Consider the following 12,736-nt stretch of genomic DNA (forward strand, 5'->3'; position numbering starts at 1 on the left):
AATCAGGCTCGCCGCTGCGGCATCTTAACGACCTCGGCCAGAATGTGCGTGATTTGGGCGCGCACGGGTTCAAGTCCGTGTGACGTATCCACTACGAAATCGGCCCGCTTGCGCTTCTCGGCATCCGGCGTCTGCTTGGCGATGATCGCGTCGAGCTTGGCCTCGTCCATCGTGCCGCGCTCCAGCACACGCTTGCGCTGGAGTTCCGGCGAGGTCGATACCACGACGACGGCATCGACCCGCTTCTCGCCGCCGGTTTCGAACAGCAACGGGATATCCAGGACCACGACGGGCGCCTTGGCTGCTTCCGCATCGGCGAAGAATTTTTGCCGGGAGGCGCCGAGCATCGGATGAACGATCTGCTCGAGCTGCTTGATCGCGGCCGGATCATGCACGACGCGCGCGGACAATTTTGGACGGTCGACCTTGCCGTTCGCGGTGGTGCCGGGAAAGGCGGCCTCGATCGCCGGCGCGGCCTCGCCCTCATAGAGCTGATGGACAGCGGCATCGGCGTCGTAGACGGGAACGCCGGCCTCCGCGAACAATTTCGCGGTGGTGGATTTTCCCATCCCGATCGAGCCGGTCAGTCCAAGGATCCGCATCAGCAGGCAGCCGTTTCTGTCGTTCACACCGCAACTAGCCGTTCGCGCCGCAGGAACGCAAGCAACGGCAGCAGCGGCAGGCCGAGAATGGTGAAATGGTCACCTTCGATGCGCTCGAACAGATGGCAGCCGAGACCTTCGAGCTGATAGGCGCCGACGCTGGTCGTCACCGCATCGCCGGCGGCGTCGAGATAGGCGGAAAGCTCCGTCTCGGTCATCGGCCGCATGGTCATGCGGGCCACCGAAACATCCTCGAAAACGATCTTGCCATCTCGCGCCACGGCCACTGCGGAATTCAGCGCGTGGCTTTTGCCGGCGAGGTCGAGCAGTTGCGTCATCGCCTGTGCGCGGCCTGCGGGCTTGTTGAAGAGACGCTCGCCGAGAGCCAGGGTCTGGTCGGCACCGATCACATAGCTCCCCGGATGACCGGCCGAGACCGCCTTGGCCTTCTCACGCGCCAGCAGCAGGGCGATGTCATGCGGGCCTGAAAGCTTCGAGGCGGCCTGAATGCCGCGCTCGTCGATATCGGCCGTAATCGCCTTGAACTCCAGTCCGGCACTGGCCAGCAGCATCTTTCGCGCGCTGCTCTGCGAGGCCAGTATCAACGGAGTTTCGCCGCGCCAGAGAGACATCGCCGAAACTATCCCGTGGGCCGGTTGCGCTGGCGATCACTGTAAAGCTTCATGATCGCCGCGGCGGTTTCCTCGATCGATCGCCGCGTGACGTCGAGCAGCGGCCAGTCGTGTTTAGCGCTCAGCTTGCGCGCGAACGCGACCTCGTCGGCGACCGCCTGCCTGTCGGTATAGGTGTCGCCGCTGGTATCGGCACCCATCGAGAGCAGGCGGTTCTGGCGCACCTGGATCAGGCGTTCCGGCGTCGCATGCAGGCTCACCACCAGCGGCCGCGTCAGGGTCTCCAATTGTGCCGGCACCGGAATGCCCGGAACCAATGGCACGTTGGCGGTGCGGATGCCGCGATTGGCCAGATAGATCGACGTCGGTGTCTTGGAGGTGCGTGAGACGCCGACGAGCACCACGTCGGCATCGTCGAGGCCTTCGACATGCTGGCCGTCGTCGTGGATCATCGTGTAGTTCAGCGCGTCGATGCGCTTGAAATATTCCGCATTGAGGACGTGCTGGGCGCCGACGCGGCCCGTGGTCGCGGCGCCGAGATAGGCTTCGAACAACTGCATCACCGGCCCGATGATCGACAGGCTCGGAACGTTGATCTGCTTGCACTTGTCCTCGAGCCGGGAGACCAGATCCTTCTCCAGCAGCGTGAACAGCACGATCCCCGGCGCCTCCTCGATCTCGTCGAGCACGCGATCGAGCTGCTTCTGGCTGCGCACCAGGGGATAGACATGCTCGACCGGGGTGACGTTGGCGTACTGCGCCGCGACGGCGCGCGCGACGGTGATCAGCGTCTCTCCGGTGGAGTCGGAGACCAGGTGGAGATGGAAATAATTGTTCGAGGTCGGCACAAAAGCCCTTTGTATGGAGGCGGTGTGGTTTGTGGATTTCTGTGGACCTTAACCCCTCGGAAAGGGTTGCGCGACACCAGGGGCGGGACAAGTGCCAATTTTCTTCACACCACTGCCCATCGGAATAAGTCCGGCGACCTGTTGAGAGGAAAACGGGATTGCGCGGACAACCCCCTTGATAAGCTGCCGACAGAAACGCGCAAGCCTTTGAAGCTGGCCGACTTATCGAAGGCCGCCGGAAGCATCAGGGATATGTTGATGGATGTGAACAAGCGCACGTGAACGTGCGGACGGAATTGTGTGAGTCCTATTCACGGTCACATAGACTCAAACCTTAAGAATCTAAGATTCTAGATTAGAGGAAGGCGCTACGGACGGATAAGTGTGTAGGGTGAGACCTTAACGAGTTCTTACTATCCCCAGCGTTCCCTGCGCTGGACAGAAAGCCGGGCGCAGAAAATGTTCGAAGACGTCTATCTCTGGATCAAGGCGCTGCACGTGATCGCCGTCATCTCCTGGATGGCGGGCATGCTCTACCTGCCGCGGCTGTTCGTTTATCACTCCGAGGCCGAGATCGGATCGAAGCAGTCGGAAACCTTCAAAGTGATGGAACGCCGGCTGCTCAAGGCGATCATCAACCCCGCCATGATCGTCACATGGCTTGCCGGGCTCTATCTCGCCTGGTCCGGCCACTGGTTCTCTTTCGGCTGGCTGCACGTAAAACTGGCACTGGTCCTGGCGATGTCTGGGGTCCACGGCTTTTTTTCACGCTGGTGCAAGGATTTCGCCGCCGATCGGCGTCCGCGTAGCCAGAAATTCTATCGAATTATCAATGAGGTGCCGACTGCTCTGATGATTTTGATCGTCATCATGGTGATCGTGAAGCCGTTCTAGGCAAGGCTTGCGATGAATCGCTCAGCGCTTCGGCTTGCGGAGTGGAAAGCGATTTTCTATATTGGCGATATCCCACCCAACGCAGGCGGATGTGGTTTTGTCTGAGCTTTCCAGAGGCCGGACACCGCATCAGGTTTGAAGCCTCACCGGCGCTCTCCTTGCCAGACCTGCGGACCTTACCTTCTCGCGTCCGCATTTCAGAGCCTCCTCGCACCCCCTCCCAAGGTTACCCCACAGGACCACCCCAATGCGGGAAATTAAACTCCAGGACCTCAAGTCGAAGACGCCGGCCGAGCTTGTCTCGTTCGCGGAAGAGAATGGGGTCGAGAATGCCAGCACCATGCGCAAGCAGGAGCTGCTGTTCGCCATCCTCAAGCAGCTCGCGATTGCTGAAACCGACATCGTTGGCGAGGGCGTCGTCGAGGTGCTCTCCGACGGCTTCGGATTCCTCCGCTCGCCGGACGCCAATTATCTGCCGGGACCGGACGACATCTACGTTTCGCCCTCGCAGATCCGCCGCTTCGGTCTGCGCACCGGCGACACCATCGAAGGCCACATTCGCAGCCCGAAAGAGGGCGAGCGCTATTTCGCGCTTCTGAAGGTCAACACACTCAATTTCGAGGACCCGGAAAAGGCCAAGCACAAGGTCAATTTCGACAACCTCACGCCGCTGTTTCCGAATCAGCGCTTCCGCATGGAAATCGACGATCCGACGCGGAAAGACCTTTCTGCAAGGGTGATCGACATCGTCGCGCCGATCGGCAAGGGCCAGCGCGCGCTGATCGTCGCGCCGCCGCGCACGGGTAAAACCGTGCTGATGCAGAACATCGCGCATTCGATCGCGCACAATCACCCCGAATGCTATCTGATCGTGCTGCTGATCGACGAACGTCCGGAAGAAGTCACGGACATGCAGCGCTCGGTGAAGGGCGAGGTCGTTTCGTCGACCTTCGACGAGCCGGCGGTTCGTCACGTCCAGGTCGCCGAGATGGTGATCGAAAAAGCAAAACGTCTGGTCGAGCATGGCCGCGACGTCGTCATCCTGCTCGATTCGATCACGCGCCTGGGCCGCGCCTACAACACCGTGGTGCCGTCATCCGGCAAGGTCTTGACCGGTGGTGTCGACGCCAACGCGCTCCAGCGCCCGAAGCGCTTCTTTGGTGCCGCCCGCAATATCGAGGAGGGCGGCTCGCTGACGATCATTGCAACCGCGCTGGTCGATACTGGCAGCCGCATGGACGAAGTCATCTTCGAAGAGTTCAAGGGCACCGGTAACTCCGAACTGATCCTGGACCGCAAGGTCTCGGACAAGCGCACCTTCCCGGCGATCGACATCTCGCGCTCCGGCACCCGCAAGGAGGAGCTCATCACCGATCCGCAGGTGCTCAAGAAAATGTACGTGCTCCGCCGCATCCTGAACCCGATGGGCACCATGGATGGGATCGACTTCCTGCTCGACAAGCTGCGCTCGACCAAGAGCAATTCAGAGTTCTTCGACTCGATGAACACCTGAGTGCGATGCAGCATGAGATCAGAGGGCGCCTTCGGGCGCCCTTTTTCTTTTGTGCGGCTTTGCTGCGGAAGAAATGCAGCATGGCGATGGGACGAAAGGAAAATCCGGCTGTTCCGGAAGTTGTTGATATCTTTACGTAATGCTTGACGCTGGCTGACCATTTGGTGCTTGGGCGAGGCTGCCTCTGCAGCAAAATGCTGCGCCTTATGTTGCATCGCAATAGAACCGTTGCTGCGGGCCAGAGCGCAGCAAAAGGGGGCGTCAGCATCGCGAGAACGGGCCGTTTGCCTTTTCCCCGCCAGCCGGACAAATAGGCCATGCATCCGCGAGACCAGACCATCTTTGCGCTGTCGTCCGGCCGTGCGCCGAGCGCGATCGCCGTGGTGCGGGTCTCCGGATCGCAAGCGGGGCTCGCGCTCACGACGCTGGCGGGGAGGCAGCCGGCGCCGAGACAGGCCAGCCGCCGGCTGCTCCGCGATGGCGCGGGCCAGGCGATCGACGACGCGGTCGTGCTCTGGTTTCCCGGGCCGGCCAGCGCGACCGGCGAGGACGTCGCCGAATTTCACGTCCATGGCGGCCGCGCGGTGCTCGCGGCACTCCTCTCCGCGATTTCTTTTATTCCGAATACGCGCGCGGCCGAGCCCGGCGAATTCACGCGGCGCGCCTTCGAGAACGGCAAGCTCGATCTCACCGAAGCCGAAGGTCTCGACGATCTCATCCATGCCGATACCGATCGTCAGCGCCGCCAGGCACTGCGCCAGTTGCAGGGCCTGCTCGGCGATCGCGCGCGCGACTGGCGCGAGCGCATCATCGAGGCGTCGGCGCTGATCGAGGCGGGCATCGATTTTTCCGACGAGGGCGATGTGCCGGCCGAGCTGAGGGCGCCGGCGATGAAAGCGATCAAAGCGCTGCATGACGAAATCACAAAAGTGATTGCAGCACAGGGACATTCTGAACGCCTGCGCGACGGCCTGGTGGTCGCGATCGCCGGCGAGCCGAATGTCGGAAAGTCGACGCTGATCAATCAGCTCGCGCGCCGCGAGGTCGCGATTGTCTCGCCCTATGCCGGCACCACCCGCGACGTAATCGAGGTGCAGCTCGATCTCGACGGCTATCCGGTCACGGTGATCGACACGGCTGGCATCCGGGAGACCGACGATCCCGTGGAGCAGGAAGGCGTGCGCCGAGCGCGAGCGCGAGCCGACGCCGCCGACCTCGTGCTGTGGCTGGTGGAGGATGGCCGCGCCGTCGATCCGGGCGGGATGCAATCGCTGGTGAAGTCCGGCCCCGGGCGTGATCAATCGAGCGGCTCGGTCTGGATCGTCCGCAACAAGATCGATCTGGGCGAGGCGGGGGAGGTCGGGCCGCGCGGCGAGTTCGGGATCTCGGCGAGCCGGGGGGACGGCGTTCCCGACCTGATCGACGCGCTCGTGAAATTCGCCGCCGAGTTTTTCGGGACCACCGAGGGCGCATTGGTGACCCGCGCCCGCCAGCGAGATCTGTTGCGCCGGGCATCAGACAGCTTGCGCCGGAGCCTGGAGCTTGTAGAAGACGGCGAAGAGCTTGCCGCCGAAGAGCTGCGTGCAGCGGCCTATGCCTTGGGTCGCCTGTTGGGCCGGGTCGACGTCGAGGACGTCCTCGGGGCCATCTTCCAGAAATTCTGCATCGGAAAGTAGGACTAGTTCTTCATTGTAGAACTAGCGCTTGTTCCAGTCCTTGCGTTTCACGTGAAGCGGCAATGGGATGGGTTCCGGGCCGTTTCACATGGAGGTGCTTGCAGTTTCGTAGCCCGGATGAAGCGAAGCGCAATCCGGGACGGCTCCGCAGCCGGAACACCTTTCCCGGATTTCGCTGCGCTCCATCCGGGCTACAAGCCTGTCCCGCTCCTAGCGTTTCACGTGAAGCAGCAGCGGGATGGGTTCCGGTCCGTTTCACGCGGAGCGCGTGCTTGCAGGCTCCGGCCTGTTTCACGTGAAACAGCGGGGCGAGTGGCCCGCCTCGGTCTCAGTCTTCGTGCGCACGGTCTGATCGCCTGAAGGGCAGTGAAGGTCGTGGCCGGTGGCCGTCCCCCAAGCTCGTCATTGCGAGGAGCCCTTGCGGCGAAGCAATCCAGACGGCCTCCACGGAGGGATTCTGGATTGCTTCGCTCCGCTCGCAATGACGGAGTAGGCCGATCGCTTGTGCCCTCTCTTCCCCCGTCCAGAGCCGTGCGAGATCTCGCCAGGAGTTCTCGCCCGGTTAGACCCATCCTGTTTCACGTGAAACAGCAGTCCGCTCAGTTCCGGTTCTACTGTGCATGGGGTTGTTTTCGCGAAAATGCGCATCGCCTCCTGCCGCCCCGTTTCACGTGAAACAACCGCCTCACCCAGTTTCTACTTCCGGCTTCTCCACCTCTGAGATAGAAGTCGGCCCATGCGAACAGAGCGAGAGAGTTTCGACGTCATCGTCATTGGCGGCGGCCACGCCGGCTGTGAAGCCGCGGCTGCTTCCGCCAGGATGGGTGCGACGACCGCTCTGGTGACGCACCGTTTCTCCACGGTCGGCGCGATGTCCTGCAATCCCGCCATTGGTGGTCTCGGCAAGGGCCATCTGGTCCGCGAGGTCGATGCGCTCGATGGCCTGATGGGCCGGGTCGGCGATGCCGGCGGCATCCAGTTCCGCGTCCTCAATCGCCGCAAGGGACCGGCTGTCCGGGGCCCCCGGGCTCAGGCCGACCGGAAGCTCTATGCTGCAGCCATGCAGGCCGCGATCCGGGACACCGAAGGTCTTTCCGTCATCGAGGGCGAGGCGGACGAGTTGATCGTGGTCGAGGGCCGGGTCACCGGACTACGCCTGGCGGACGGCCGCGAGCTTCGGGCAGGGGCCGTCGTCGTCACCACCGGCACCTTCCTCCGCGGTCTGATCCATCTCGGCGAGAAGAACTGGCCCGCCGGACGGGTCGGCGAAGCCCCGGCGATGGGTCTTTCGAGCTCCTTTGAGCGGGCAGGCTTCACCCTTGGACGGCTCAAGACCGGCACTCCGCCGCGTCTGGATGGCACCACGATCGACTGGTCAGGGGTCGAGATGCAGCCCGGTGACGAGCCTCCTGAGCCGTTCTCGGTGATGACGGAGCGGATCACGACCCCGCAGATCCAGTGCGGGATCACCCGGACGACCTCCGCGACCCATGAGGTGATCCGCGCGAACGTCCATCGCTCGCCGATGTACTCCGGCCAGATCAAGAGCTCCGGACCGCGCTACTGTCCCTCGATCGAGGACAAGATCGTCCGCTTTGGCGACCGCGACGGCCATCAGGTCTTCCTGGAGCCCGAGGGGCTCGACGATAGCACCGTCTATCCCAACGGCATCTCGACCTCGCTGCCCGAGGAGGTCCAGCTCGCGATCCTCGCCAGCATTCCTGGCCTGGAGCAAGTGAAGATGGTCCGTCCGGGCTACGCCATCGAATACGACCACATCGATCCCCGCGAGCTCGATCCGACCCTCCAGACTAAGCGTCTGCGTGGTCTCTTCCTGGCTGGGCAAATCAACGGCACCACCGGATACGAAGAAGCTGCCGGGCAGGGTATCGTGGCCGGCCTGAACGCGGCTTTGGCCGCGAGCGGCGCCGCGCTAACCGTGTTCGACCGTGCGGATGGCTATCTTGGCGTGATGATCGACGACCTCGTCACCCGCGGGATCAGCGAACCCTATCGGATGTTCACCTCGCGCGCCGAGTACCGGCTGACCCTGCGCGCCGACAATGCCGATCAGCGCCTCACCGAGAAGGGGATTGCGCTCGGATGCGTCGGGAGCGCCCGGACGCAGCATCACCGCGCCAAGATGGACGCCCTGAATGCGGCCAGGGCGCTGTCGAAGTCCCTGACCATCACCCCGAACGAGGCGATCAAGCACGGCCTGTCCCTGAACCGGGACGGCCAGCGTCGTTCGGCGTTCGAGTTGATGGCCTATCCGGACATCGGCTGGAGCCAGGTCCGGACCATCTGGCCGGAGCTGTCGGCGATCGACCCGGTCATTGCCACCCATCTGGAGATCGACGCGAAGTACGACGTCTATCTCGAGCGCCAGAGCGCCGACGTCGAAGCTTTCAGGCGAGACGAGGGGATGGTGCTGTCGGACGTCGATTACCAGCAGGTCCCCGGTCTTTCCAATGAAGTGCGGGCCAAGCTTGAGAAGGCGCGGCCGTTCACCGTCGGCCAGGCTGGCCGGATCGATGGAATGACGCCGGCGGCGCTCGGCATCCTCGCGGCCTACCTCCGGCGCGAGGCACGGAAGACCTCAAAGGCGATCGCATAGGCGTTTCACGTGAAACAGCGCGGGCCGGGCGGCAGATCGTCATCAGGGAGACCAGCGGCAGGTGAGGGCGCGAGCCGTCGATCCGAGCCGACGCCGATCAAACCGAAGATCGACAAGGCCAGCGCCAACGATCGGTCGCTGGACTCCATCATCGCCGCGGACAAGCTCGCGGCCCTCAGGCTCGCCCCCGTTTCACGTGAAACCGAGGAGCGACTCGACCGCTACATCGCGCTGCTCCGGGAGTGGCAGGCCAAGACCAATCTGGTCGCGCCCTCGACCCTGCCGCAGCTCTGGACCCGGCACATCGCCGACTCGCTCCAGCTCGTCGATCTCGCCCCTTCCGCGAAACGCTGGGCCGACCTCGGCAGCGGCGGCGGCTTTCCCGGAATCGTCCTCGCCTGTGCCATGGCCGGGACGCCTGGCGCCAGCGTCCATCTCGTCGAGCGAATCGCCAAGAAGGCGGCCTTTCTGCGCGAAGCAGTTCGCGTCACCGCATCGCCGGGGCTCGTACATCTCGCGGAGATCGGGGATAATGTGGATAGAATCACCGGCCCCGTGGATTGCGTCACCGCGCGTGCGCTGGCTCCGCTACATCAACTCATCGGCTTTGCGGAGCCGCTGATGCGCCAAGGTGCAAAAGCGCTGTTTCCGAAGGGTCAAGATGTAGAGGCTGAATTGACCGAAGCCGCTAAATATTGGAATATTCAGCCGCAGCTTCACCAAAGCCGTACCGGCGACGGTTGGATCGTCGAGCTGACGTCCGTCGAGCAGCGCGGCTGACGCGTTCAGGGGTCGAGTGGGGAATTTGCGATGAGCGTGATTGACGAACCGCAGCAGCAACAGACCGGCGAAGTGCCGCAAGGCCACCCGCGCATCCTGGCGCTGGCGAATCAGAAGGGCGGCGTGGGAAAAACAACCACGGCGATCAATCTTGGCACGGCACTCGCTGCGATCGGCGAGCGCGTCCTGATCGTCGATCTCGATCCGCAGGGCAACGCCTCGACCGGCCTCGGCATCGATCGCCGCAACCGCTCCTGCTCGACCTATGACGTGCTGATCGGCGAAGCCGCTCTGCGCGAGGCGGTGGTCTCGACCGCGGTGCCGCGGCTGCACATCGCGCCCTCGACCATGGATCTCTCCGGCCTCGAGCTCGAGCTCGGCACCACGCCCGGCCGCGCGTTCAAGCTGCGTGACGCCATCGGCGCGCTCAACAACAACGTCTCGCCGGACGCCGATTACACCTATGTGCTGATCGACTGCCCGCCCTCGCTTAACCTGCTCACGGTGAATGCGATGGCGGCCTCCGATGCGATCCTGGTGCCGCTCCAGTGCGAGTTCTTCGCGCTCGAAGGTCTGTCGCAATTGCTCCAGACGGTGGAGCAGGTGCGCTCGACGCTCAATCCGAACCTGTCGATCCACGGCATCGTGCTGACCATGTTCGACTCGCGCAACAACCTCTCGAACCAGGTCGTCGCCGACGTCCGTCAGTTCATGGGCGAGAAGGTCTACAAGACCATGATCCCGCGCAACGTGCGCATCTCGGAAGCGCCGTCCTACGGCAAGCCGGTCCTGGTCTACGATCTCAAATGCGTCGGCAGCGAAGCGTATCTGCGGCTCGCCACCGAAGTGATCCAGCGCGAGCGCGAGCTGCGCACCACGCATTGACGCTGCCGTAGGGTGGGCAAAGGCGTCTTCGCCGTGCCCACCATCTTCTGCACACAACTGGTGGGCACGCTTCGCTTTGCCCACCCTACGATAATTCAGTTCTGGAGTGTTGCACCGTGAATCCAAGGGAGCTGGCGATGGCCGACGAAGCGCGTTCGCGACTGGGCCGGGGTCTCGCGAGTCTGATCGGTGATGTCGGCGGCGAGGCTCAGCATGTCGATCGTCCGCGCGCGCAGCGCAAGGTGCCGATCGAATTCATCAAGCCCAATCCGCGCAACCCGCGCCGCGCCTTTTCGGAAACGGAGCTCAAGGAGCTCTCTGATTCGATCAAGCAGCACGGCGTGATCCAACCGATCGTCGTGCGTCCGGTGAAGGGCGCGCAGGATCGCTTCGAGATCATCGCCGGCGAACGGCGCTGGCGCGCATCGCAGATGGCCGGCCTGCACGAAGTGCCGATCGTGCCGGTCGACATCAGCGACAGCGATGCGCTGGAGTTCGCGATCGTCGAGAACGTGCAGCGCGAAGACCTCAACCCGATGGAAGAGGCGCTCGGCTATCACGCGCTCGCAAACGAGTTCAAACGCAGCCAGGACGACATCGCAAAGGTCGTCGGCAAGAGCCGCAGCCACATCGCCAACATGATGCGGCTGACGAAACTGCCGGCCGAAGTGCAGGCCTTGATCACGAGCGGCGAGCTGACCGCCGGCCACGCCCGCGCGCTGATCGGCGTGCCCGATCCGCTCGCATCAGCCAGGCGCATCGTCGCGGAAGGCCTCAACGTCCGCCAGGCCGAAGCCCTCGCGCACGAAGAGGGTGTGCCGGAGCGCAAGCCGCAGAAGGCGCGCAGCACCGGGGGCAAGGAAAAAGACCCCGACACGATCGATCTCGAAAAGCGCGTCAGCGATGCGCTTGGCCTCAAGGTCACGGTCAATCACCGCGACCCCGGCGGCTCCGTCCAGATCAACTATCGTAACCTCGATCAGCTCGACGAGGTGATGAGGCGGCTCGCGAAGGGCGCGCTGTAGACGTCATTCACAGTCTGTCTCCCTCACCCTGAGGAGCCGCGAAGCGGCGTCTCGAAGGGCGCGGGCGCGGGCCTTCTCAGGACGAGGAGTCGGCGCTTCGTTCCGTCATTGCGGGCGCATCTGTTTCCACATCGTCATTGCGAGCGAAGCGAAGCAATCCAGAATCTTTCCGCGGAGGGACTCTGGATTGCTTCGTCGCTTGCGCTCCTCGCAATGACGTCGAGAGAGCGGTGCCTCAGCCCCGGCGCTTCGCGTTTGCGGCGATGGCCATCAGCGTGCGCTGGGCGATGGCGGCGGCGAGAGTGGATTGCTTGCGGGTGTCGAGCGCGGCGGTCGCGAGCTGCTCGATGATTGCGGCGAGCCGCGCCACGCTGAAATTGCGCAGCGCCGTTTCCACCGCGGGCTTTCGCGAAAAATGCAGGCGCGGATAGCCGCCCTCGAGCACCGCGGAGGCAGGCTGGCCGTCGGCGATCGCGAGCGCAGATTTGTGCAGCCACGCGGCCTGGCGCTGCGCGGCGGAGATGATCACGCCGGGATAGGTGCCGGCGATCATGGCCTTTGCAAATTCCGTCTCGACGATGTCGGGCCGGCCGGCGAAGGCACCGTCGACGATGGGGTCGAGTTTCAGCTCGGACGCATCGGCAACGACGGACATCACGTCGTCCAGCGTGATCTCGCCTTTGCCATGCGCATAGAGCGTCAGCTTGCGCAGCTCATTGCGCGAGGCCTGGCGGTCGCCGCCGAGGAATGACATCAGCGCCGCGCGGGCATCCTGCGCGATGCGCAGATTGGCGATGCGGAGCTCGTCGTCCATCAGCTTGGCAAGGTCGCGCTCGGTGTCGGGATAGCAGCCGATCGCCACGGCCGTCTTGGCGCGCTCGCAGGCTTTGCGCAGTGGCGATTCCGGGCGCAGCTCGCCGGCTTCGATCACGATACGGCAATCCTTCACGCCCATCTCCGCCAGCGTATCGATACCGCTGGCAAAGCTGCGCGAGCCGGCGCGGACGCGGATGGCGCGGCGGCCGCCGAACAACGGCACCGTCATGGCTTCATCGACGAGCCGCGACGGCTCGGCGGAGAGTTCGTCGCCGTCGAGCTTGACGAGCGAGAAGGGATCGTTGGGGTCGTCGACGGCCGAGGCAATCAGCGCATCGGCGCGCTCGCGCACGAGGCCCGCATCGGGACCGTAGAGCAGGATGATCGGTCGGCCCCCGTCAGGACGGGCGAGGAAGGCGTCGATCTCTTTTCCGCGCAGCGCGACCAT

Annotated in this window: 11 protein-coding genes; 7 read left to right on the forward strand and 4 right to left on the reverse strand. The window is 63.8% G+C overall.

Annotation, left to right across the window (positions count from 1 at the left end; all coding sequences use genetic code 11):
* Positions 1-2 precede the first annotated feature (2 nt).
* Genes coaE through AB7G19_RS01155 form a run of 3 tightly spaced genes read right to left on the reverse strand, consistent with a single transcriptional unit; the run spans position 3 to position 2,082 of the window.
* A complete protein-coding gene (gene coaE, locus AB7G19_RS01145; protein ID WP_028150168.1) occupies positions 3-602 on the reverse strand; it encodes a dephospho-CoA kinase in 600 nt (199 codons plus the stop codon).
* Between the two features lie 23 nt (positions 603-625).
* A complete protein-coding gene (locus AB7G19_RS01150; RefSeq protein ID WP_085404951.1) occupies positions 626-1,234 on the reverse strand; it encodes a Maf family protein in 609 nt (202 codons plus the stop codon).
* Positions 1,235-1,242: 8 nt separating this feature from the next.
* Complete coding sequence (locus tag AB7G19_RS01155; protein WP_028150170.1) at positions 1,243-2,082, reverse strand: pyruvate, water dikinase regulatory protein; 840 nt, start codon at positions 2,080-2,082, stop codon at positions 1,243-1,245.
* Between the two features lie 459 nt (positions 2,083-2,541).
* Between AB7G19_RS01155 and hemJ the strand changes: the two genes are divergently transcribed.
* The 7 genes from hemJ (at position 2,542) to AB7G19_RS01190 (ending at position 11,472) form a co-directional block, all read left to right on the forward strand.
* Positions 2,542-2,976 carry a protoporphyrinogen oxidase HemJ gene (gene hemJ / locus AB7G19_RS01160; protein ID WP_028150172.1) on the forward strand — a complete coding sequence of 145 codons (435 nt, stop codon included), beginning with the start codon at positions 2,542-2,544 and terminating at the stop codon, positions 2,974-2,976.
* A gap of 247 nt (positions 2,977-3,223) precedes the next feature.
* Positions 3,224-4,489, forward strand: coding sequence for a transcription termination factor Rho (rho, locus tag AB7G19_RS01165; protein ID WP_045004625.1), 1,266 nt, complete (start codon positions 3,224-3,226; stop codon positions 4,487-4,489).
* Between the two features lie 317 nt (positions 4,490-4,806).
* On the forward strand, positions 4,807-6,165 hold the full coding sequence (gene mnmE / locus AB7G19_RS01170; RefSeq protein ID WP_085403091.1) for a tRNA uridine-5-carboxymethylaminomethyl(34) synthesis GTPase MnmE: 1,359 nt from the start codon (positions 4,807-4,809) through the stop codon (positions 6,163-6,165).
* 736 nt (positions 6,166-6,901) lie between these two features.
* The gene (mnmG, locus tag AB7G19_RS01175; RefSeq protein ID WP_085403087.1) at positions 6,902-8,782 is read left to right on the forward strand and encodes a tRNA uridine-5-carboxymethylaminomethyl(34) synthesis enzyme MnmG; all 1,881 of its coding nucleotides are present in this window, start codon (positions 6,902-6,904) and stop codon (positions 8,780-8,782) included.
* 9 nt (positions 8,783-8,791) lie between these two features.
* A complete protein-coding gene (rsmG, locus tag AB7G19_RS01180) occupies positions 8,792-9,562 on the forward strand; it encodes a 16S rRNA (guanine(527)-N(7))-methyltransferase RsmG (RefSeq protein ID WP_085403085.1) in 771 nt (256 codons plus the stop codon).
* A 30-nt stretch (positions 9,563-9,592) separates the two neighbouring features.
* Positions 9,593-10,447: a ParA family protein gene (locus AB7G19_RS01185; RefSeq protein WP_071908759.1), complete on the forward strand. Its 855-nt coding sequence runs from the start codon at positions 9,593-9,595 to the stop codon at positions 10,445-10,447.
* A 137-nt stretch (positions 10,448-10,584) separates the two neighbouring features.
* The gene (locus AB7G19_RS01190) at positions 10,585-11,472 is read left to right on the forward strand and encodes a ParB/RepB/Spo0J family partition protein (protein ID WP_085403084.1); all 888 of its coding nucleotides are present in this window, start codon (positions 10,585-10,587) and stop codon (positions 11,470-11,472) included.
* A gap of 235 nt (positions 11,473-11,707) precedes the next feature.
* Here AB7G19_RS01190 and holA read toward each other — a convergent pair whose 3' ends face one another.
* On the reverse strand, positions 11,708-12,736 hold the full coding sequence (gene holA / locus AB7G19_RS01195; protein ID WP_071908756.1) for a DNA polymerase III subunit delta: 1,029 nt from the start codon (positions 12,734-12,736) through the stop codon (positions 11,708-11,710).

It is taken from the genome of Bradyrhizobium sp. 215_C5_N1_1, assembly GCF_052075935.1.
In the GTDB taxonomy this organism is placed as follows: Bacteria; Pseudomonadota; Alphaproteobacteria; order Rhizobiales; family Xanthobacteraceae; genus Bradyrhizobium; species Bradyrhizobium barranii.

Excerpts from the sequence above, each read along its gene's own strand:
- AB7G19_RS01185 (WP_071908759.1), top strand. The coding sequence starts at position 9,593 with ATGAGCGTGATTGACGAACCGCAGCAGCAACAGACCGGCGAAGTGCCG.
- holA (WP_071908756.1), bottom strand. The coding sequence starts at position 12,736 with ATGGTCGCGCTGCGCGGAAAAGAGATCGACGCCTTCCTCGCCCGTCCT.
- mnmG (WP_085403087.1), top strand. The coding sequence starts at position 6,902 with ATGCGAACAGAGCGAGAGAGTTTCGACGTCATCGTCATTGGCGGCGGC.
- coaE (WP_028150168.1), bottom strand. The coding sequence starts at position 602 with ATGCGGATCCTTGGACTGACCGGCTCGATCGGGATGGGAAAATCCACC.
- AB7G19_RS01190 (WP_085403084.1), top strand. The coding sequence starts at position 10,585 with ATGGCCGACGAAGCGCGTTCGCGACTGGGCCGGGGTCTCGCGAGTCTG.
- rho (WP_045004625.1), top strand. The coding sequence starts at position 3,224 with ATGCGGGAAATTAAACTCCAGGACCTCAAGTCGAAGACGCCGGCCGAG.
- hemJ (WP_028150172.1), top strand. The coding sequence starts at position 2,542 with ATGTTCGAAGACGTCTATCTCTGGATCAAGGCGCTGCACGTGATCGCC.
- AB7G19_RS01150 (WP_085404951.1), bottom strand. The coding sequence starts at position 1,234 with ATGTCTCTCTGGCGCGGCGAAACTCCGTTGATACTGGCCTCGCAGAGC.
- mnmE (WP_085403091.1), top strand. The coding sequence starts at position 4,807 with ATGCATCCGCGAGACCAGACCATCTTTGCGCTGTCGTCCGGCCGTGCG.